General features: G+C 63.5%; 15 protein-coding genes and 1 pseudogene. 8 read left to right on the top strand and 8 right to left on the bottom strand.

What is annotated here, in order from left to right:
* Positions 1–87: 87 nt before the first annotated feature.
* Complete coding sequence (gene ftsZ / locus NP503_RS13710) at positions 88–1,122, bottom strand: cell division protein FtsZ (protein ID WP_127270104.1); 1,035 nt, start codon at positions 1,120–1,122, stop codon at positions 88–90.
* A 483-nt stretch (positions 1,123–1,605) separates the two neighbouring features.
* Between ftsZ and NP503_RS13705 the strand changes: the two genes are divergently transcribed.
* From NP503_RS13705 to fhuB, 5 genes are all read left to right on the top strand, one after another.
* Entirely contained in the window at positions 1,606–2,961 is a 1,356-nt protein-coding gene (locus tag NP503_RS13705; protein WP_127268594.1) for a glutamine synthetase family protein, read from the top strand.
* A 126-nt stretch (positions 2,962–3,087) separates the two neighbouring features.
* Entirely contained in the window at positions 3,088–3,972 is an 885-nt protein-coding gene (locus NP503_RS13700; RefSeq protein ID WP_164748641.1) for an AraC family transcriptional regulator, read from the top strand.
* Positions 3,973–4,108: 136 nt separating this feature from the next.
* On the top strand, positions 4,109–6,298 hold the full coding sequence (locus NP503_RS13695) for a TonB-dependent siderophore receptor (RefSeq protein ID WP_236383127.1): 2,190 nt from the start codon (positions 4,109–4,111) through the stop codon (positions 6,296–6,298).
* Positions 6,299–6,332: 34 nt separating this feature from the next.
* On the top strand, positions 6,333–7,211 hold the full coding sequence (locus NP503_RS13690) for an ABC transporter substrate-binding protein (RefSeq protein ID WP_127268593.1): 879 nt from the start codon (positions 6,333–6,335) through the stop codon (positions 7,209–7,211).
* On the top strand, positions 7,204–9,207 hold the full coding sequence (gene fhuB / locus NP503_RS13685; protein WP_127270106.1) for a Fe(3+)-hydroxamate ABC transporter permease FhuB: 2,004 nt from the start codon (positions 7,204–7,206) through the stop codon (positions 9,205–9,207). The genes NP503_RS13690 and fhuB overlap by 8 nt, the downstream gene beginning before the upstream one ends.
* Before the next feature lie 36 nt (positions 9,208–9,243).
* Here fhuB and NP503_RS13680 read toward each other — a convergent pair whose 3' ends face one another.
* From NP503_RS13680 to NP503_RS13665, 4 genes are all read right to left on the bottom strand, one after another.
* On the bottom strand, positions 9,244–10,041 hold the full coding sequence (locus NP503_RS13680; RefSeq protein ID WP_127268228.1) for an aspartate/glutamate racemase family protein: 798 nt from the start codon (positions 10,039–10,041) through the stop codon (positions 9,244–9,246).
* Positions 10,038–11,399, bottom strand: coding sequence for a dicarboxylate/amino acid:cation symporter (locus NP503_RS13675; RefSeq protein ID WP_127268227.1), 1,362 nt, complete (start codon positions 11,397–11,399; stop codon positions 10,038–10,040). The genes NP503_RS13680 and NP503_RS13675 overlap by 4 nt, the downstream gene beginning before the upstream one ends.
* A 1-nt stretch (position 11,400) precedes the next feature.
* On the bottom strand, positions 11,401–12,240 hold the full coding sequence (locus tag NP503_RS13670) for an ABC transporter substrate-binding protein (RefSeq protein ID WP_164748642.1): 840 nt from the start codon (positions 12,238–12,240) through the stop codon (positions 11,401–11,403).
* Between the two features lie 186 nt (positions 12,241–12,426).
* On the bottom strand, positions 12,427–13,119 hold the full coding sequence (locus NP503_RS13665; RefSeq protein ID WP_127268226.1) for an SDR family NAD(P)-dependent oxidoreductase: 693 nt from the start codon (positions 13,117–13,119) through the stop codon (positions 12,427–12,429).
* A 371-nt stretch (positions 13,120–13,490) separates the two neighbouring features.
* Here NP503_RS13665 and NP503_RS13660 point away from each other — a divergent pair, with 371 nt between their 5' ends.
* From NP503_RS13660 to NP503_RS13650, 3 genes are all read left to right on the top strand, one after another.
* Positions 13,491–14,606: an anhydro-N-acetylmuramic acid kinase gene (locus NP503_RS13660; RefSeq protein ID WP_127268225.1), complete on the top strand. Its 1,116-nt coding sequence runs from the start codon at positions 13,491–13,493 to the stop codon at positions 14,604–14,606.
* Positions 14,607–14,962: 356 nt separating this feature from the next.
* Complete coding sequence (gene pstS, locus NP503_RS13655) at positions 14,963–15,967, top strand: phosphate ABC transporter substrate-binding protein PstS (RefSeq protein ID WP_127379225.1); 1,005 nt, start codon at positions 14,963–14,965, stop codon at positions 15,965–15,967.
* 76 nt (positions 15,968–16,043) lie between these two features.
* On the top strand, positions 16,044–17,768 hold the full coding sequence (locus tag NP503_RS13650) for a Na/Pi cotransporter family protein (protein ID WP_127272615.1): 1,725 nt from the start codon (positions 16,044–16,046) through the stop codon (positions 17,766–17,768).
* 81 nt (positions 17,769–17,849) lie between these two features.
* On the opposite strand, the pseudogene NP503_RS13645 reads toward NP503_RS13650, so the two are convergent.
* From NP503_RS13645 to NP503_RS13635, 3 genes and pseudogenes are all read right to left on the bottom strand, one after another.
* Positions 17,850–18,267: pseudogene (locus NP503_RS13645) on the bottom strand (GNAT family N-acetyltransferase).
* Complete coding sequence (locus NP503_RS13640; RefSeq protein ID WP_127271088.1) at positions 18,251–19,654, bottom strand: sigma-54 dependent transcriptional regulator; 1,404 nt, start codon at positions 19,652–19,654, stop codon at positions 18,251–18,253. The pseudogene NP503_RS13645 and the gene NP503_RS13640 overlap by 17 nt, the downstream one beginning before the upstream one ends.
* The gene (locus tag NP503_RS13635) at positions 19,651–21,609 is read right to left on the bottom strand and encodes a sensor histidine kinase (protein ID WP_127301679.1); all 1,959 of its coding nucleotides are present in this window, start codon (positions 21,607–21,609) and stop codon (positions 19,651–19,653) included. The genes NP503_RS13640 and NP503_RS13635 overlap by 4 nt, the downstream gene beginning before the upstream one ends.
* Positions 21,610–21,641 lie beyond the last annotated feature (32 nt).

Here is a 21,641-nt window from a genome sequence, read left to right as displayed (position 1 = left end):
GCTGAACACAATAGTTGCGCCAGTTGCTATCCGGCGATGTCTCCCTCGAGAAATTATCTCCTGGCGAGGATAAACGCGCGATATGACTTATTGAAGCGTCCGCGCCGGCTGACCGGCGTGGTCGCGCGCGATGCCGGCTTCGGCATCCTCCACACCAAACGCACGGTCGAGGCCCGTCGCCACCACCGAGACCCTGAAGCGGCCTTCCATGCCCTTGTCGAAGATGGCGCCAACGATGATGTCGGCATCCTCGTAGACCTCTTCGCGGATGCGGGTGGCGGCCTCGTCGACCTCGAACAGGGTCATGTCCCTGCCGCCCGATATCGAGACCAGCACGCCCTTGGCGCCTTTCATCGACACTTCGTCGAGCAGCGGGTTGGCGATCGCGGCTTCGGCCGCCTTCATCGCCCGGCCCTCACCGGAGGCCTCGCCGGTGCCCATCATGGCGCGGCCCATGTCGCGCATCACCGATTTGACATCGGCGAAGTCGAGATTGATCAGGCCTTCCTTGACGATGAGGTCGGTGATGCAGCTGACGCCGGCATAGAGCACCCGATCGGCAATGACGAACGCATCGGCGAAGGTGGTCTTGGCATCGGCGATCCGAAACAGGTTCTGGTTCGGGATGACGATCACCGTGTCGGCGCTCTCGCGCAGCCGCTCGATGCCCTCTTCAGCCATCTGCATACGGCGCCGGCCCTCGAAGGCGAACGGCTTGGTGACGACACCAACCGTCAGGATGCCGGCCTTGCGCGCCGCCTGGGCGATGATTGGAGCCGCACCGGTTCCCGTGCCGCCGCCCATTCCGGCGGTGACGAAACACATATGCGTGCCGGCCAGATGGTCCATGATCTCGTCGAGCGATTCCTCGGCCGCGGCGCGGCCGATCTCGGGAAGCGATCCGGCGCCCAGTCCTTCGGTGACGTGGGCGCCAAGCTGGATCAGCCGCGTCGCCTTCGACATGGTCAGCGCCTGGGCGTCGGTGTTGGCGGCGATGAATTCGGTGCCCTGAAGCTGCTCGGCGATCATGTTGTTGACGGCATTGCCGCCGCCGCCGCCGACGCCGATCACGGTGATCTTGGGTCTCATCTCGGAGATTTCGGGCTTCTTGAACTCGGCCATGCCTGTGTCTCCTTCGCCAATTGCGCGCGCTTCACGACCCACCCGCAGACTGCCTTGAAACCTTGCAATCGAGTGGCATGATGCGAATCACTCCGTTGCGATGGGTAGCCCAAAAAGCCAGACAGCGGCCAGAGGTGCAAGTGCATGCGAGGTCAAGATTTGTGATGACCGTTTTGCACAGCGTGGCTCGGGCGCTGCGCGCGCCAGATCTGACCGCAGCGAGCTCGCCGCTCCCGCCGATAGCGGCTGCGCGCTGGTTTACCGGCTCGTGCTTGGCTTTCCGCCCTCCAGCCTCTATGTTGCGACCGCAGATCGCGCAATTGGTTTTGAAATGCCTCCCGATATACCAGCTAGTGACTTGAAAAAATAAGGAAAAGCGCTTGGCGACAGCCAAGTCTGTTTTCCTAAAACTCACAAGCTATTTTTGTCAGGGACAGTGCAGCCGGTCAGGTTGCGGCACCTTCGAAAACCAGAGGTCATAAATTGAGCGATGCAATTGCGGACGTTTTGAACTGGCTTGACAGCAGGACCGACATCCAGAGCCTGAGAGCCGCGGTGTGCGACCTCAACGGCATCATGCGCGGCAAGCGCATTCCCGTCGAGCAGGCAAGAAAGGCGCTGGAAGGCAAGCTGCGCATGCCTTTTTCGCTGATCGGGCTCGACGTCTGGGGCGAGGACATCGAAGGCAACACACTGGTATTCTCGACCGGCGATGCCGACGGACTGTGCCAGTGGACGGGGCGCGGCATTCTGCCGGTGGCCTGGACGGCGCATCCGACAGCGCTTGTCCCGCTCTGGCTGGCCGACGAAAGCGGCGCGCCCTATCTCGGCGACCCGCGACGGGCGCTGGCCCGCATCCTCGATCGCTACAAGGCCTTGGGCCTGACCCCGGTCGCGGCAACGGAACTCGAATTCTACCTCGTCGATCCGCAGTCGCAGCGGCCGGTCGGACCGGTCTCGCCGGTGACCGGACGCCGTCTCGATTCCGACGCGGCGCTGTCGATCGACGAGATCGACGACTTCGAATCCTTCATCCATGACGTCTACGAGGCCTGCCGGACGCAAGGCATTCCCGTCGACACGGCCATCGCCGAAAACGGCGTCGGTCAGTTCGAAATCAATCTGAACCATGTCGCGGACGCCTTGCGGGCGGCTGACGATGCGGTGCTGTTCAAGCGCACGGTGAAGGGCATTGCCCGCAAGCACGGCTTTGCCGCCTGCTTCATGGCTAAGCCCTATGGCGACCGCGCAGGCAACGGCTTTCACGTTCATTTCAGCCTGATCGACGGCGAAGGGCGCAACGTCTTCGATGACGGCACCGACCAGGGTTCTGAGACCATGCGCCATGCGGTCGGCGGCCTGCTTGCGGCAATGGCCGAAAGCACGCTGGTGTTTGCGCCGCACTTCAACTCCTACCGCAGGCTGCGCCCGAGATCCTATGCGCCGACCGCAGTCGCCTGGGGTTATGAGAACCGTATGGTGGCGATCCGCATTCCCGGCGGGCCAACCGGTGCGCGCCGCATCGAGCATCGCGTTTCGGGAGCCGACGCCAATCCCTATCTGGTGCTAGCGGCCATATTGGGCGCCGCACTGACGGGCATTGAAAGACAAATATCGCCAGGGGATCCGATCGGCACCGACGGCCAGGGACTCCCGCCGGCAAAGCTGCCGCCGGACTGGGCATCCGCGATCGCCGCCTTCGAGAGCGGGACGCATGTGGCGGAGATTTTTCCAGCCATCCTGCGCGACTCCTTCGTTGCCTGCAAACGCCAGGAATTGAACACGTTCGCGCTCAATGTCAGCGATTTCGAAATCGAGACATACCTCGAAAGTGTTTGAGGCCTGACGGCCCCAGCGGTATTGGTTCCGGCCGATTTTCGAGCAGCCGCAAAGCACTTGCGGTGGGGTCGCTAACCGGGCATAAACATGATGGTTTTTATCATGTTATGGTTGGGATCACAGGACTTGACCTTCGTTGCGCGCATGGAAAGCCGGATTGAGGGCTTTTCAGTCATTGGCGATCTGAAATGGCATGTCTGGGACGGCGTGGTCGCCGACCTCTGGGATGTCTCATGCGGTGACAAGGCCGAAGGCTATTACGTCTCTCCCGACCCCCGGCTGTTCGTCGCGCTCGATGTGGATGGCGACGGCGCTTTCTTCGTCGAAGGCGCCAAGGGCGAATTGCGCCGCCACGACCAGGCTTTTTCCATGGCCTACATACCGGCCGGCGTGCCGATCCGCGGCCGGGTCGAGGGGCTACGGCGGATCCGGCATCTCGACCTGCATTTCGACGCCGCAGCGCTGACGCGCCGCTTCGGCCGCAGCCTTGACCACGAGGCCTTGCGGATGTCGCGCTTCCAGTTTCGCGACGACCGGATCGCCATGCTTGCCGGCATGATCGCCGCCGAATGCGGCAACGACCGGCCTCTGCATGATCTCTATGGCGAGGGCTTGCTCAATGCCTTGTTCGCAAGCCTGTTCCAGATAGACCAGCCTGATACCGCCAGGCGACGGTCGCCGCTCTCGCGCCGCAAGCTGCGCCTCGTCACCGACTACATCGACGCGCATTGCCTGGACAGGATCCGGCTTGCCGATCTCGCCGCGCTGACCGGCCTGTCCGAAACCGCGATGAGTCATGCCTTCAAGGCGGCGACGGGCGTGCCGCCGCATCGTTGGCAGATGCAAGCGCGGGTCGACAGGGCCAAGGCGATGATGGCGCGTGACGCCGCTTCACTTGGCGACATCGCCGAGGCAACGGGTTTTTTCGACCAGGCGCACCTGACGCGTGTGTTCAAGTCGATTGTCGGCGTGACACCCGGCGCCTGGATGAGGAGCACCAGTCGCCAGTGACATTTCCGCAACATCACACCGTGATGTCCCTCGTTTGGACAAGAATGGACAAACTGCCCAATTCCGTCCAATGACCTGCAGATAAGTTGAGATAAATCATCAAGTATCTCAATGTCGACAGGCGGGGACTTTCCTGATGAGCAGAACTTACCGGATGAAGGCGCTTCTGGCGGCCAGCGTCGCCGCAGCCGCGATGATCCCGCCAATGGCCGCGTTCGCGCAGTCGGTGCAAACCAGCACCCAGCTTGAACCGGTGGTGGTCGAGGGCGAGGCCGGCGACGGCGCGGCCGGACCGGTTAAAGGCGTCGTCGCCAAAAAAAGCAGGACCGGCTCCAAGACGGCGACCGACATCAAGGACATCCCGCAATCCGTGTCGGTGGTCGGCCGTCAAGAGATCGACGACCAGGGCGCACAGAAGGCCGACGAAGCCTTGCGCTACACGGCCGGCGTCTTCGCGCAGCCCTTCGGCCCCGACAGCGACACCAACTGGCTGTACATCCGTGGTTTCCAGGCGACGGCCACCGGCACCTACATGGATGGGCTGCAGCTGTTCAGCTACGGCTTCGGCGGCTTTTATGTCGACAGCTTCGGGTTGGAGCGCATCGAGGTGCTGAAGGGACCGGCCTCCGTACTCTACGGCGGCAGTAATCCCGGTGGCCTGGTCAACTATGTCAGCAAGCGGCCGGACTTCGAACGCACGCGCTATGTCGAGACCGGCGTCAACGACGCAGGCAATGTCTATCTCGGCTTCGACATTGGCGACGTGGCCAAGGATGGCGCGGTCAGCTACCGGATGACGGGCAAGGTCGCCGGCGGCGATACCTACAGCGACCTGCAAAATGGCTGGCGCGGCTTCATCTCGCCAAGTATTACGTGGAAGCCGGACGAAGCAACCACGCTGACCATCCTGGCCAATTACAGCCACATCGACGAAAACCACAATGGCGGCAGCTTCCTGCCCTATAGCGGGACGGTGACGGACCACATTGTGGACGGCGTGAATTATGGCCGCATCGACCCGGATGCGAATTTCACCGAGCCGAGCGTCGATCTCTACAAGCGGGAACAGGGCTCGATAGGCTACGAGTTCGAACACACATTCGACAATGACTGGACGGTGCGCTCTAACGCCCGCTTCACCGCCGCTGATATCAATGAAGTCAGCGTCTATCCGAATGGCTGGTCAACCATCGGAGGGCCTACCGATCTGGCCCGCATAAATTTCGACCATGACACCACGGCCAAGACCTTCCTGGTAGACAACCAGATCGAAGGCAAGGTGGTGACCGGTCCTGTCGAACATACGATCCTGGCCGGCATAGATTTCAAATATTACAACATCGACCAGGTCCAGTCGTCTGGCCTCTACGACGAAAACTATGACAACCCGATCGACGCCTTCCATCCAGTATACGGCTCGCCACTGACGCCACGTGTCAGCTACCTCAACCAGGACCTGACGCAGAAGCAGCTCGGCTTCTATGCCCAGGACCAGTTGCGCTTCGGCGATGGCTGGCTGGTGACGCTGAACGGCCGCTACGACCGTGGCTGGCTCGACGCCGACAATCGTCCGACCTACTACAGCAGCAGCTCCAGTTCACAGAGCCAGACTGTCGGAGATTTCTCCGGGCGAGCAGGACTAGCCTACGAATTCGACAACGGCGTTACCCCCTATGCCAGCGTCGCTACCTTCTTCAACCCGATCATCGGCACCGACGCGTTGGGTAATCTGTTCAAGCCGGAGGAAGGCACGCAATACGAAGTTGGCGTGAAATACGTACCGACCTTTGTCGATGGCCTGTTCACCCTGTCGCTGTTTGACCTGACGCGCCAGAACGTCCCTTCCAATGTCACTCTGTTCACGCAGATGCAGACCGGTGAAGTGCGCTCTCGCGGCGTTGAACTCGAAGGCAAGGTGAACGTGACCGACGATTTCCGGGTCACGGGTGCATTCACGGCCTACGACATCGACATCACCAAGGACGCCAACCCGGCGCTCATCGGCAAGACGCCCTTCATCGTGCCCGAAGTCATGGCTTCCGCCTCGGTCGACTATACGTTCCGCAGCGACTGGTATGACGGCATCTCGATCGGCGGCGGCCTGCGTTATGTTGGCTCTTCGTGGGCCGACAATGAGAACACGGCCAAAGTGCCGGCGGTCACGCTGGCCGATCTGAAACTCGGCTACGAGAAGGAGAATTGGGGGATCGATCTCAACATCACCAACCTCTTCGACAAAACCTATGTGTCGAGCTGCCAGACGACGCTGACCTGTTCCTATGGCGAAGGCCGCTCGTTCAAGCTGAAGGCGCATACGACTTGGTAGTCGACTTGGTTACAGCTTGCCAAACAAGCCAGTGATGATCCATCTGCCCAACAGACGGCAGGTGCTTGCGCTGGCGGCCGCGGCATTGCTGCCACCGGTCGCCGCCAGGGCCGCTACACCGCGCGTTGCAGCGATCGACTGGGGCATGCTGGAGACGTTGCTGGCGCTCGGCATCGAGCCGGTGGCGGCGACCGAACTGATCCAGTTTCGCAAGATCGCGGTCGAGCCGGCAGTGCCCCAATCGGTGACCGATCTCGGGCTGCGCGGCGCGCCCAATTACGAGCTGCTGCGCATCGTCGCGCCTGATGTCATCGTGATCTCCAATTTCTACGAATACCAGCGCCCGATGCTCGAACGCATCGCGCCGGTGTTTGCGCAAACGGTCTACGAGGCCGGCGTGCCGCCTTATGTGCTCGCCGAGGCAGCGACACTGGCCCTGGGCGAAAAGCTGGGACGGCAGGCCGAGGCGGAGCGCTATACCGATGAGACCGCTGATGAAATCGCGCGGCTGCGCGGCACCTTGCCGCGCGCTTCCGGGCGTCCGGTCTTCGTCATCAGCCTAGGCGATAGCAGGCATTTTCGCGCCTTTGGCCGCGACTCCATGTTCGGCGATGTGCTGACGCGTCTCGGCCTGGTCAATGCATGGACCGACGAGACGAGCTACAGCGCGGCGGCACCCGTCGGACTGGAGGCGCTGGCGCGCGTGCCCGAGGCGTCGATCCTGATCGTTTCGCCACTGCCGGCGGATGTCGGGCGTTCGCTTCCGACAAATGCCTTGTGGAACGCTCTGCCGGCGGTGCGTCAGAACCGCGTTGCCGTCCTGGAGCCGGTCAACCACTTTGGCTGCCTGCCATCGGCACGCCGCTTCGCGCGTCTGGCGACGGCCGCCCTTGCCGGGCAGGCCCATGGCTGAGCGCACTAAAAGCGATCACGCCGCGACGAGTGCCGCGCTGTTGCCAATCGCCCTGTGGGGCCTCCTCGCGGCTGTGGCAGCGCTCCTGTTCGCATGGCGGGTCGGCATGCAGTGGCCGGCTCCACTGCCGGGCGGCATCGGTCTCGACCGCGTCATCCTGCTCTACAGCACGCTGCCGCGCGGCGCGGTGGCGGTGCTGGCGGGCGCCGTGCTCGGCCTGTCCGGCCTGCTGTTGCAGCATGTGCTGCGCAACCCGCTGGCCGAACCGTCGACGCTTGGCATCTCGGCCGGCGCGCAGCTGGCGATGACGATCGTCTCGCTTTACGCACCGCTGCTGATGGAGCGGTCGCAGGGCCTGGTCGCCTTCGCCGGTGGCATCGCCGCGGTGCTGCTGGTGCTGGCATTGACCTGGCGGCGCGGGCTGGAGCCGGTGTCGGTCATGCTCGCCGGGATGATGGTGGCGCTGACCGCCAGTTCCGTCAGCGCAGCACTGATCCTCGCCAATGGCGATTACCTGTTTTCGCTGTTCATCTGGGGCGGCGGATCGCTGGTCCAGCAGGACTGGGAGCCGACCATCGCGCTGACGGTCAGGCTGGCGGCCGGCGCGGTTGCCGCATTGATGCTGCTGCGGCCGCTGACCATTCTTGGTCTCGACGATGCCTCGGCACGCAGCCTGGGCGTCGCCCGTCACTCAAGCCGCTTTCTCATCATCGCGCTTGCCGTGTGGATGGCGACGTCAGTCGCGGCAGAGGTTGGCGTCATCGGGTTCGTTGGTCTTGCAGCGCCGGCGCTGGCCACGCTTTCGGGCGCCCGCACACTGCGCCAAAAACTGATCACCGCGCCGCTGATCGGCGCCGTGCTGCTGTGGCTGACGGACGGGCTGGTACAGCTGGCCGCCGGTTCCGGTGGCGAACGCATTCCGACCGGCGCCGGCACCGCCCTGCTCGGCGGTCCGCTGCTGCTGTGGCTGTTGCCGCGGCTGCGCCTTCTCGAATGGCCGCATCTCGGCTCCAAGGGGGCAGCACCGCGCAAGGCCAGCCGGCCCCGGCTCATCATCCTGCTTCTGCTTGGGCTGGCGCTTGTCGCTGCCATCGTGGCGCTTGTCGTCGGGCGCGGCCCGGACGGCTGGTCTATTGCTGGGGGAGACCTGTTAACCGATCTCGCCGCGTGGCGCGCGCCGCGGATCGGCGTGGCGGCCGCCGCCGGCGCCATGCTCGCGGCCGCCGGCGTCGTCATCCAGCGGGTCACCGGCAACCCGCTGGCGAGCCCCGAAGTGCTTGGCGTCGGCACCGGCGCCGGTGCCGGCCTGACAGCCGTGCTGATGGTCAGCGCCACGGCCGATCTTGGCTGGCAGCTCGCCGGCTCAGCCCTGGGCTCACTGGTGGCCTTGATTGCCATGCTGGCCCTTGCCGCACGAGCAAAGTTCGGTGCCGAGCGGCTGCTGCTTGCCGGTATCGCCATGAGCGCGCTGTGCAGCGCTGCGATCACCGCGACGATCGCCATGGGCAACGCGCAGTCCTACATCCTGTTGCGCTGGCTGAGCGGCTCGACCGGCCAGGCGTCGGCGCTCGATGCAGGGCTAGCACTCGCCTGTCTGTTGCCGCTGACGCTGCCGCTGTTCCTCGCCGCGCGCTGGCTCGACATCCTGCCGCTCGGGTCCGACAGCGCACGCGGGCTGGGCGTGCCGGTCGCCGGCGGACGATTGATGCTGATCGTCGTTGCCGCGCTGCTGACCGCGCTGGCCGCCATGGTCGTCGGACCGTTGAGCTTCGTCGGCCTGATCGCGCCACACCTTGCCCGTCTGGTCGGCTTTTCCCGCGCCCGCGTCCATCTCGCCGGAGCGATGCTTCTGGGCGTCCTGCTGATGATCGTCTCGGACTGGCTGTCGCGCATGGCGGCCTTTCCCTACGAACTGCCCGCCGGCCTGTTCGCTTCGCTGCTTGGCGGGCCGTATCTCGTCTACCTGCTTGCCAAGGGCGTGCCGCGCCAGGGCTGACGGGTTCCGAAATGCTATGAGGTTCTATCCATAGGGCTAGGCCAGTGCGGCCAAGCTGGCGCGCATCGATCGGTCATGTTCCGGCAGCCGTGATACGGTCGGCAGGCCGCGGGCTTCCTGGGCACCGAAGCCCAACCGTGTCAGACAGGCGCGCGCCAAGGCCGCATTGCTGTCGATGACGACCAATCCATTGACACCGTTGAGGCTGGCGGCCACCACCGACAGTTCGGTGCAGCCGAGCAGGGCTGCATCGGCGCCGGCCGCTTGCGCGATGTCGAGCGCGCGCTCGGTTTCAACCGCCGCATCCGCGATCGAACCTGCCTTGACGAGGCTGATCGCGCTGTCGACGCAGGCCTGAAACTCGGTGTTCGCGGGAAGGCAGAGCTCAAATCCCGCCGCCGACATCCTGTCCTGATAGAAGCCGGAGACCAGCGTGCCTTGGGTGGCGAGAACAGCAACCCGGCCCTGATCCAGGCTGCGACGCGTCTCCGTCACCACAGCATCTCCGATATGGATGATTTCCGCGCGCGAATTCGCCGCCAGTTGGCTGTACCAATGGTGGGCGGTGTTGCACGGCATCGCGATGCGGGCGACGCCGAGCGCATTGAGCGTCGCGACCGCGGCTTTCAAAGGCGCCAGCGGCCCATCATGGCCGGCAAGGATCGCTTCGGTCCTGTCGGGCAGCTGTGGGACACTGAGGATCACGGCAGGCACATGTTCGTTGTCTCTGAGCGCCTGGGTCATCCGGGTCAGCTTGAAGTAGAAATCAGCCGAAGCAAGCGGCCCAAGACCGCCGATAATGCCGAGCTGGGGACGGATGCTGTCGTCGATCATCTGACAGGCTCGGCTTCGAGCTGGTCCGAGGCGGCGTCAGGCTGCGTCGTCTCCCTGTGGCTGGGAGCGATCATTGCCGTGCTCGCCGCGACGGTGCAGACGCTGGCCAGCGTCATGAACGTGTCGACGGCTGCATCCACCGCGACGAACAGGACGAACGCCGCCTCGAAGGGAAGCTTCAGGTAGCCGCAGACGATGGACATCTGGGACAGGATGAGCAGGCTGCCCATACCGCCGGTGGTGAGCGCGAGAAGCGCTGAGATGATGCCGACGAGCACGAGGTCCGAGACTGCAAGCTGGTGGCCGTAAAGCTGGGCAATGAACAGCGCACCCGAGGTGTAGAGCAGCGCCGGGCCAGTGCGCAGCAATGCCGCCTGCAGCGGCACGAGCAGTTCGACCACCACCAGGCTGAACCGCAGGCGCTCGCTCAAAAGGTTGATGACCCATGGCAGCGAAGCGACCGTAGAGCGTGTGGTGATGGCCACCATGAGAAGCGGCTGGCAGGTCTTGATCGTGGTCCAGTAGCTTCGTCGCGACCGGATGGCGATAATGGCAAAGGCCCCGGCAACGAATATGAGGCAGGAAAGACCCATAACCAGCAGGTAACCGCCCATCAGCGTGAGCGGCTTGGTTCCGGTCGACGCGGTCTGGTCCGCGATCAGGATGAAAGTTGCAAAGGGCAACCCCCAGATGAACCAGTTGGTGAGCACCGTGCAGGCCCGGTAGACCGCGTTGAGCGCCTGGGTCAGGCTCATGGACGAAGGCTGGGGAATCTTCCCCATCGCGAGCCCGAAAAGCAGGCAGAACAGCAAAACCTGGATGGTCTGGCCCGAGGCCAGCGCGTTGAAGACGTTGTTCGGCACCAGGTCGAGCAGGATCGAGTGCCCGCCATTGGGGTCGCCATTGGAGGGCGGCGGCTGGAACGGGAAGGCGAGATCGGTGGACACGCTGCCTTGCGAATTGATGAACTCGCCAAGCTCGATGCGCGACTGCGGATTCTCGATCTGGCCCGGCTGCAGGATCAGCGACAGGGTGCCGCTCACCAGCACGCTCAGGAACGACACGACCAGCACGGCCATACCCACCTTGCCGAGGTAGCGGACCGATTTGGGATCCTGGACCATTGCCGTGATGGAGAAGATGACCGACGAGACCAAATAGGGCAGGACGACCATCTTGAGGAAATTCAGGTAGAGCTGTGCGACAGGGCTGATCGCATGGGCAAAGTCTGGATAATAGAGGCCGCACAATATCCCTGCAGCAATCATCACAATCGTCGTCACGGGCGAGCGCAGGATACGCCTTGCCGCGAGGCGCCAGTCGAAAGGCAGGGGTCCGGCTACCTCGGAGATGGCCATGTCAGGCTTTGCTCCCCAGGCGATAGCGGGCGATGATCTCATCCGTGTTGAGAATCTGCTGACCCCGCGCGAGATCGAGATAGAGATCGACAAAGGCCGCGAGGTGCGGATTGTCGGGCCGCACGCCGACTGCGATCGTATCGACCTTGTCGGTCAGCGTGATCGAGCGCGCGACAACCGTCATCGACGGATCGTCGACCATCAGCTTCTTGATCTCGAAATCATCGCGATAGGCCATGTCGATCGTCCCGTTTCGGATCGCATCGATGATCAGATCCCAGCTTGCCAGGCGGTGGATTTGCGCATGCGGGAAGGTCGTGGCCGCATAGGTGGCGAATGAAGAGCCCTCGATCACGCCAAGATCGCCTGAGAAATCACGGACGATCTGTTCGGCCGGTTTGCCTTGCGCGATACGCGCCAGGTTGAGGCGGTTGGCGATCAGCCCTTGCCGCAGCATGGCGTAGGGGCGGGAATAGATGATCGACCGGCCGCGCTGAAGCGTCCGGCTGAGCTTGCCAATCGCCATGTCGGCCTGTCCGGAACTGACCTGACTGACGATATCGTCGAACGTTGCGGCGGATCGGTCGAATACCGGCTCGACGCCAAGCGCCGCGGCGATGCCGTGGGCCAACTCCATGTCTATGCCATCGTCCCCCGATCCGTCGGCCGGAAAGAACGGATTGGAAGCGAAGGCCGGCATTGCGATGCGCAATGCATCGCCGCTCGCGATAGGTTGAGGGGCGTTCTCCGCCTGCTGTCCCGGAGTGCTGGCTGCGCGGGCTTGCGAGATCAGCAACCCGCCGCTCCCGGCCGCAAGCAGTGTACGACGTGTAACCGACATGCGCGTTCTCAATTAACCCGGGAAAGCTGCAACATGCACAACCCGCGTTAAACAAACGTGTATATTACACTGAGCCTTTTTATGTATCGGACAAGCAGCTTAGCGCCACAAAATATCAGCATTGCCTAATATATTAGGAAAAGCGGAAGGATCGCGTTGCTTCCCGCCGGGCGATCGTCTGGATTGTCAAAACGTCTCGACCCAAGGCCGTAACTCAAGCTCCGAGCTCCAGGCGCTGCGATGCTGGCGATGGACCGCGAGATAGGCCTCGGCGATAGCGTCCGGCGACAGGCGGCGGTCCTGTAGGTCGGGATCGGCTGCCTGTCCGGGCGGCGCGATCTGGCCGTCGATAATGAAATGGGCGACGTGGATGTTCTGCGGGGCGAGTTCGCGGGCCATGGACTGCGCCAGGCCGCGCAGGCCGAATTTCGGCATGGCAAAGCCGGCCGAGCCGGGAAAGCCCTTCACACTGGCAGTGGCGCCGGTGAACAGGATCGAACCGGATCCCCGGACAAGCAGCCGGCGCGCCGCCTGCTGGCCGACCAGGAAGCCGCCATAGGCGCCGACCAGCAATGCCTGTTTGACCGCTTCCGCATCGAGCTCGGCGATCGGGCCGCGTGTGCGTGCGCTGGCGTTGAACACCACGAGCGCCAGCGTGCCGGCCTTGTCGGCGGTGTCGAACAGCCTGGCGACGGACGCAGCGTCGGCGACATCCGTCTCAACGGCCAGAGCACCGGTTTCGCCGATCAGAGCGCTGAGCTTCTCGACGTTACGGGCGGCCAGAACCACGCGAAAGCCTTCCCGGGTGAGAAGGCGCGCAAGCGAGGCGCTCAGACCAGCGCCCGCGCCTGCAATAACGGCCACATTGGATGAGGTCATGATTTTCTCTCCCTTGCGGATTTCGGCGGAAGCGTTCGCCAGACCAGACAAGGTCGCGCCTTCGGGGCTGACAGGCAAGAGGTGGCATCTCGTTGGCTGTTGAACCAGACGGGCTGCAGAAACGACGTTGCGCGGTCCAATATCGCCTGTGGAGCTACGAAAGCCGCTCGGCCTTCAGCACCGAGACCGCCACTTCGAAAGGGACAAGGCTTGGACCTTGCCCGCCGCCCGGATTCATTAGACCAACATTTTGGCGGTAGAATCGTCAGGTTTCGTAAAGCTGTCGGCGATCTCATCAATGGGACTGGAGCGTGGTCCCGAAAAGTGGGAAACGGTTTTCGGAAAAGATTATGCTCAACAAGGAAACGATTATGGAACCAATCTGGGCCGTCGGCCTGATGACCGGCACGGTGCTGGACGGCAACATCGACGTCGCGCTGATCAAGACCGACGGCGAACGTATCGAGGATTTCGGCACCTATCGGCTGATGCCCTATCCTCCGTCGATCCGCTCCCTGCTGGAAGAGACGCTGACGGAGGCGCGGGCGTGGAACTTTGACGGGCCGGAGCCGGCGATCTTCCGCACCGCGGAGGAAGCCCTGACGCGTGCCCAGTCAGCAGCCGTCAAGGAATTGGTCGAAGGCTATGGCATGACGATGGCCGATATCGGCGTCGTCGGTTTTCACGGCCAGACCGTTCTGCATCGCGCGCCGCAGGTTGGACGGCTGGGCCAGACAAGGCAACTCGGCGATGGTGAGCTGATGCATGCCATATTGGGTACCAAGGTCGCTTACGATTTCCGCTCGGCCGACATGCGCGCCGGGGGGCAAGGCGCGCCGCTGGCCGCGGTCTATCACACCGCGTTGATGCGCGGCGCCGGCGCCAATGGCGAGGTGGCCGTACTCAATCTCGGCGGCGTCGCCAACATCACCTGGTGGGATGGCGCCGACAATGTCGTTGCCTTCGACACCGGCCCCGCCAACGCGCCGCTGAACGATTTCATCAAGTCGAAGGGGCTCGGCGAGATGGACCGCGACGGCGCGCTCGGCGGTGCGGGCAAGGTGGACGAGGCGCGGCTGGCCAAGCTGCTGCAGCACCCCTATCTCACCAAGCCCTATCCCAAATCGCTGGACCGTTTCGACTTCGGCGCCGCCATGGCGGACGGGCTGGATGCGGAGGATGGCGCGGCACTGCTGACCGCCTTCACCGCTGGAGCCGTCGGCAAGGCACTCGACCTCTTACCAAGCCGTCCTAAAAAACTGGTGGTCAGCGGCGGCGGCCGCCACAACCCGACCATGATGGCGATGCTGACCAGCCGTGCCGGCGTCGAAGTGGTGCAGGCCGAGAGCCTCGGCTGGAGCGGCGATGCGGTCGAGGCGGAGTGTTTTGCCTTCCTCGCGGTGCGCGTGCTGCGCGGCCTGCCAATCAGTTTTCCGAGCACGACCGGCGCACCGCGGCCGATGCGGGGCGGAAAACTCGCCAGTTAGAGCCTCTTCCATCCCGGAACGGGATGGGATGACCTTTCCCGCCCGGCCGACTTTCAGGCGATGCGGCTTTTTGCTCAGGTTTTGCAGTCGAAAGGTCTTCGGAATAGTCGAAAAGCTTTTCCGCCGGGACCCACTGTCATCCAACCGTTAAGAAGAATTAATACAAGACAACAGCGATCTTGTTTTCAGCTGACGCCTCATTTCGCAGGCGTATGGCCATTGATGCGCGCCTGCATAGCGGCGGCAGTATAGTTGGGATTCAATTTATGTTGTCAGCAGGTTTAGCTTTATTGCGCGGTGCACGGCCGACGATTTCGGGGGCGGCAGCTGCGCTCGCCCTTGCAATCATCGGGGCCATGATCGGATCCGCTGCGCGGGCTGAGCCCATTCGCGGTGCGGGGTCGACACTGGCCGCGCCGATCATCGGCAAGTGGGCAACGACATACAAGGCTGCACGCGCCGACGGCGGCGACTTCTTCACGCTGGACTGGACCGTCGATTATGAACCGGTCGGATCCCTTGCCGGCCTGATGCGGCTTGCGCAGCCCGAACTGGATTTCGCCGCCACGGATGTTCCCGTGCCGGCTGATGATCTCGCCAGGAACGGCCAGCAGCAATTTCCGATCGTCATGGGCGGGATCGCGGTGGTCGCCAATCTCGATGGCCTGCCGGAGCAAGGTCTGCGCCTCTCCGGCCCGGTGATCGCCGACATCTATCTGGGCAAGATAAAGTCCTGGTCCGATCCTGCGATAAGGGTGCTCAATCCCGACATAGCCCTTCCCGATCTCGCCATCGGCGTCATCCACCGGCAGGACGGTTCGGGCTCAACCTATGTCTTCACCGAGTTTCTGTCATCGACAAGCGAAGACTGGAAGACGAAGCTTGGAGCCGACACTCTGATCGACTGGCCGCTCGGGACAGGCGCGGAAGGTACGCAAGCGCTTCTTCGTGCCGTGGCTGCGAGCAAGGGGGCGATTGCCTACGCCGAATACGGCCAGGTTCTTCGCGCCGGCCTTCCCTTCGCAGCGGTCCAGAACAAATCCGGCAAGTTCGTCAAACCGGACCCGCAGGGCGTGCAAGCAGCGGCCACCTCCGTCGCCTGGGGGGAAACGACCGACTTCTTCGCCTCCCTCACCAATCGCAGCGGAGATGGTGCGTACCCGATCAGCACGGCGGTGTTCGCCGTTGTCCAGGTCTCGGGGCGTTCGGAACATCGCTATCGCCGCGTGCATGATCTTTTCCGGCTCGCCTTCGCGCAAGGTGCCGGCGACGCCACCGCACTCGGCTATGTGCCGCTGCCGAAAGCGCTCATTGGCCAGATCGAACAGTATTGGGCAAGGCAATTGCCGGTCGGAAACTGACCCGAACGAAGCTGCCTTGCGCAGCAACTGAACTTCATACCGCGTCGTCGTGGCGACTTGTTGGGGACTGCCTGAAATGGACATAGATATCTTCAAGGACATCCTCGTGCCGGTGATCGGCGGCTTGGGCATCTTCATGCTCGGTCTGGATTTCATGGCAAACGGCATCCAGGCGCTGTCGGTCAACCGGATGCGCGACTTTCTCGCCAAGGCAGCCGGTACGCCGGTCAAAGGCGTGCTGGCGGGAACGCTGATCACCGGCGTCATCCAGTCGTCGACGGCGATGAGCGTCATGGTCGTCGGGCTGGTCAATGCCGGTGTCATCGCCCTGCGGCCGGCGATCAGCGTGATCATGGGCGCCAACATCGGCACCACGCTCGGCAACGGGCTCATCGCCCTGCCGCTCGGTCCGCTCGGATTGATCCTGGCCGGCGTGTTCTCGCTGGTCTACTGCTTCGCCAAAAGCGAAAAGGTGAAGAACATAGCGCTCGCCTGCATGGGTTTCGCTCTGATCTTCTACGGCCTCAACCTGATGACCGGCGGCCTGCGTCCGCTTCGCAACCTGCCGGAAGTCATGGCGCTGCTGCAGACGCTGACGGCCGACTCCTACCTCAACCTTTTCAAATGCGTGTTCATCGCCGCCGGCGTGACCGCGATGATCCACTCGTCCTCGGCGACGATCGGCATCGTCATGGGCCTTGGCGCGGCGGGCATTCTCGACTGGACAACCGCCGTCGCCTTCTCGCTCGGTGCCGATCTCGGCACCACGATCACGTCGTGGATGGCTTCGCTCAACCTTTCGAAGAACGCCAAGCGGACCGCCTATGCGCACATCTCGTTCAATATCATCGGGGTGTGCATCACCATCCCTCTGTTCTTCGTCTCCATCCAGGTGCTGGAATGGGCCATGCAGTTCTTCGGCGGCGATCCGGCCGTTCCGGTGATTGTCGACGGCAAGGAGACCTTCCCCCTGGTGCCGGTCGCGGTCGGCCTCTACTCGACCTTCTTCAACGTCTTCAACACAGTGCTGCTGTTCCCGTTCATCGGCGTGTTCGAGCGGGTGCTATCGCGTGTCGGCCACACGGATGCCGACGACGCGGAGGATTTCTCGACGCCGAAATTCCTCGACCGCAAACTGGCCAGCGATTTTGCCAAGGCCATTCCCGCCGTGCAGCAAGAGACGGCCCGCCATCTGGAGGCCGGCGCCATGTTCCTCGACATCGCACGCTCTTCCAAGAAGGCGCCGTCGGATCCGGGCGAGCACTATCTGGCGACCGACATCCTCAGCCGCGATATCCGCGCCTACACCGCCGCGCTGATGAAGGAGGATCTGCCTTACGAACAGCTCGATCTGATCGCCAGCCTGATCGAGGAAGCCGACTTCACGGCCGCCCTGACGGAATCGATGCATCAGGTGGCGCGCCGCGTCAGGCGCGAGAAGTTCAGCAACCCGGCGCAAGCCATCGTCGACGTCGCGCTGAACAAGCTCGACACGTCGCTGCGCGAAATCTTGCCTACTTACGGAATTTCCAGCCCGCAGATGCCGGCCGGCCATGTAAATCTGCCTGGGGTCGAGGAACTGCGTGCCCGCACGCTGGCGCTCGGACCGAATGCCGGTGCCGCCGAACGCGGCACGATCCTGGCCCTGCTCGGGTCGATCGAGCGTGCGGAAATCCTGATCCATCGCATCGATGCCGAGCGCAGATCCGTAAACCGCCAAAGCGTGCTCGCCCGTGCGTCGGCACGCAAGGAAACCAGAGCAAGCCCGATGGGAGACCCAGGCCTGGTTCCGGCCGAGTAACGGTCCGCCGGACCATAACCACCTTCGTTCGGATTGCGGGTCAGGCAGGAAGACAGTCCATCCCGGTTCCGCCGGGATGGATCAGACCAACGCCAGCCTCTTCTGTAGAAAGATGCGGCTGCGGCCGATAGGGAAATCGGCGAGCGTTCCAAAGGTGACGCTGATAGACTTTGGCGGCATTCGGATTGAAGGTGTCGATCCAGGCATTCCGGCAACCGCGTGCCATGGCTTCCTGTTCGGCCGCATCCAGCATCTTGCCGGCCATATGCTGGCCGCGCAGCCGCTCATCGACCCAGAGCCATTGCACGTAGAGCCAGCCCCAGGCGGTGTAACCGGAAATGCCGGCGACGACCGCGCAATCCTCGTCGCGCACAAACACCACAAGCGCCTTCCTTTCGGATGCGCCGACATCGCCGTCGTTGAACGCCGCCAGCCTTTCGGCGAGAAAGGTAAGGTCTTCCGGCAAGGGATTTGCCGTCGTTTCAAGCGTCGTGTTCATCGCTTTTCCGAGATGGTTGCGTGTCGGCGTCGCCGCCATTGCGAAACTCTGATGCGGCAATGCCGTAGCGCTTGAGTTTGTCATAAAAGGTCTTGCGCGGTACGCCGAGCGCATCGATGGCGCCGCGCACCTCGCCACTATGGTCGCGCAGCGCGTCGCGGATGAGCTGTGCTTCGTATTGGCCGACCCGTTCGGGCAATGCTGCCGTAGGCTCCGGCGAATGCGCGGAGACCGCCCTCGTCCCATCTTCCGGACCGAGGCCGAGCGCAACACGGTCGGCAAAATGGGCAAGCTCGCGCACATTGCCTGGCCAGTCATGCGACTGGAGATGATCGCTGACCGCAGCGTTCATCTTCGCGACAGGCCGGCCGAACCGTTCTGCCGCCTTGCCCAGGAAATGCCCAAACAGCATCGGGATATCGCCGCGACGCTCGCGCAGCGGCGGGATGCGCAGCGTCACCACGTTAAGGCGAAAATACAGATCCTCGCGAAAATCACCGCGTTGGTCCGACCGCCCCAGATCGACCTTGGTCGCGGCGACGACCCTGAGATCGATGCGCCTGATGTCGTTCGAGCCAAGTGGAGTGAGGCTGCGTGTTTCGAGCACGCGCAGCAGCTTGACCTGGAGCGCCGGCGGCATGGATTCGATCTCGTCGAGAAACAGCGTGCCGCCGCTGGAATGCTCGATGCTGCCGATCCGCCGCCGCTGCGCGCCGGTGAACGCGCCCGCCTCATGGCCAAACAACTCGCTCTCGATGACCGTCTCCGGCAGCGCACCGCAATTCAGTGCCACGAAGGGTTTTGCGCGCCGTCGCCCCCATCTGTGCAGGAGGTCCGCCACCACTTCCTTGCCGGTTCCCGTTTCTCCCTCGACCAGCACATCGACGTTCATGTCGGCAATCTGGCGCAAGGTCTCGCGCAGTCGCTTGATGGCAGGAGCCTCGCCGATCAGCGGCAGGCCGTCAGTGGCGAGGGCCGCGGCTTCGCGCAGCCGCCGGTTCTCCATCACCAGCCGTCGCTTCTCACTCGCCCGTTTCAGCGCCTCGACAAGGCGCTCGCCGGCATAGGGTTTCGAGATGAAATCGTAGACACCGTCCTTGAGCGCGGCCACTGCGAGATCGACGTCGCCATGGCCGGTGACCAGGATCACGGGTATGTCCGGGTCGATCGCCTTGATGCGATCGAACAGCTGCAGCCCGTTCATGCCCGGCATGCGGATGTCGCTGACCACCACGCCTTCAAAGGTCCTGTCGACAACGGCAAGCGCTGCCTCGGCGGCGTCGCGCGCGACCACAGCGAAGCCGGCAAGCTCGAGCAATTGCGTTGTGGCGTGCAGCAGGTCCGCATCGTCGTCGACGAGCGCCACCAGCCCTGATCCCTCAATCATTCAATTCGCCTCAAATCGATGGTGAAGGATGCGCCGATGCCATTGCCGGGATCGAGCCGCAGCGTGCCGCCCAATTCCTGGGCGATCTCCTGCGAGATCACCAGCCCGAGGCCAAGCCCCTTCTCCTTGGTGGTCTGGAACGGCATGAACAGATTGCCGGCTGCTTCCGGGCCGAGACCTGGGCCGTTGTCGCGCACCGAAATCAGCACCCTGTCGTCGTGCTCGGCAAGTTGGATCTCTATGCGGGGATCGGGCTGGTCCTTCATAGCGTCCAGCGCATTCTGCAACAGATTGACCAGGATCTGTTCCAGCCGGATGCGGCTGGCCATGACCACCGGCGAGGCATTGCCGCGCGGCTTGACGATGGTCACGCCGGAATCACGGATGCGGCCCGACAGCAGCGACAGCGCGCCATCAATTGCCTCGCGCACCGGCAGCGGCGAAGCGGCAACCCCGGGTCGACGGGCGAAAGTACGCAAGGTGCCGGTGATCGCGCCGATGCGCTCGGTCATCGACACGATCGACGTCAGATTGCCGCTGGCCGGTTCGGTTTTGCCGGTTTCGAGAAAGCGGCCCGCATTCTCGGCATAGGTGCGGATAGCGGCGACCGGCTGGTTGATCTCGTGCGCCACGCCGGCGGCGATTTGGCCGAGGATGGAAAGCCGGTTGGCCTGGGCGAGGTCGTCGCGCAGCCGGCGCACCTTGGCTTCAGCATTCTCGCGCTCGGCGATTTCACCGGCAAGTGCGGTGTTGGAGCGGGTCAACTCGGCCGTTCGCGTGCTGACTCGGCTCTCCAGTTCGGCATTCATCCGCGCCAGCGCCTCCTGCCTCAGCCGTCGTGCGCGCTGGCGGCGGGTAAGCACGAAGGCAAGCAAGCCCATCAGCAGAAGCCCAAGCAGCGTGGTCAGGCGCGCCGTGTTGGCGGCCGATGAAAGAGCAGCGTCGGCGGGAGTGAGCAGCCAGAGACGCCAGCCAGGAACAGCAGCGGGCAAATCCTGCACCACCTCGACGAACTGGCGCGGTTTTCCCGCGTTGTCGATCGTCGCCAGGCCGTCACCAGCGCCGCGCCGGATCGGCAGCGGCTCGAAGCCTGCATCGGCCAATTGGAGATGCTCGTGGGCTGCGGCGGTGTCCTCGGCCGACAGTGGCGCCAGCGCACGGAACCGCCAGTCGGGCTGGCTGGTAGCCAGCACCACGCCGCGTTCATCAGTGATGAACACAAGGAAACCGCTGGAACGCCAATTGGCTTCGACGCCGTCGAGTTCGACCTTCAGCACCGCAACGCCAAGCGGCTTGCCGCCATCGTCGACGCGGCTGGCAAGGTACAGCCCCGGTCTGCCGCTGATTGTGCCGAGGCCATATTGGCTGGCAGCACCCTTGCTCATCGCTTCCTGGAAATAGTGCCGAAAATTGTAATCGATGCCGACAAAGCTCGCCGGTTCGTCGGCATTGCTGGCTGATATGGCGATGCCTGCCGTATCGATGATGTAGATGGCGGATGCCGAGGCATCGCCGGCAATCGACTTGAGCTTGTCGTTGAGGGCCTTTTCTTTCATTTTTCCGGCCCGGCGCAGAGCGCCGCGCACCGCATCGTCTCTGGCCAACACCAGTGGAACCAGGCGCTGCTTTTCGATTTCGCCGGTCAGGGTTCCCGCCGCCAGCGGCAGTGCGGCGAGTGCCGTCTCGCGCAGATTATCGGCCGCCTGGCCGGAGGCGATGCGCCCGGCAATGGCAATCACGCCGGCCAGAAAGGCAAGAGCGACGACCACGGCAACCCAGCGGCCATCGCGCAGCCGCGCCACGGCCTCGCGCAGCAATCCACGGCCGGCAAATCCGGGGGATCCGCTATCGGTGCCTGCTTGCGGCGTCTGCCCTCTCCCCTTTGCTCGCGGCCTTTCGGCCAGTGTAATGCGAAAATCCGCCCAGGCAAACACTGCCTGTGCGGAAATCCGCACAGGCTTTGGCCGCATGACGTCAGACAAAGGCG

This window comes from Mesorhizobium sp. SEMIA396, assembly GCF_024518615.1.
In the GTDB taxonomy this organism is placed as follows: Bacteria; Pseudomonadota; Alphaproteobacteria; order Rhizobiales; family Rhizobiaceae; genus Mesorhizobium.
The sequence above is the reverse complement of the archived record's forward strand: the minus strand, read 5'-3'. Positions and strand labels throughout refer to the sequence as shown.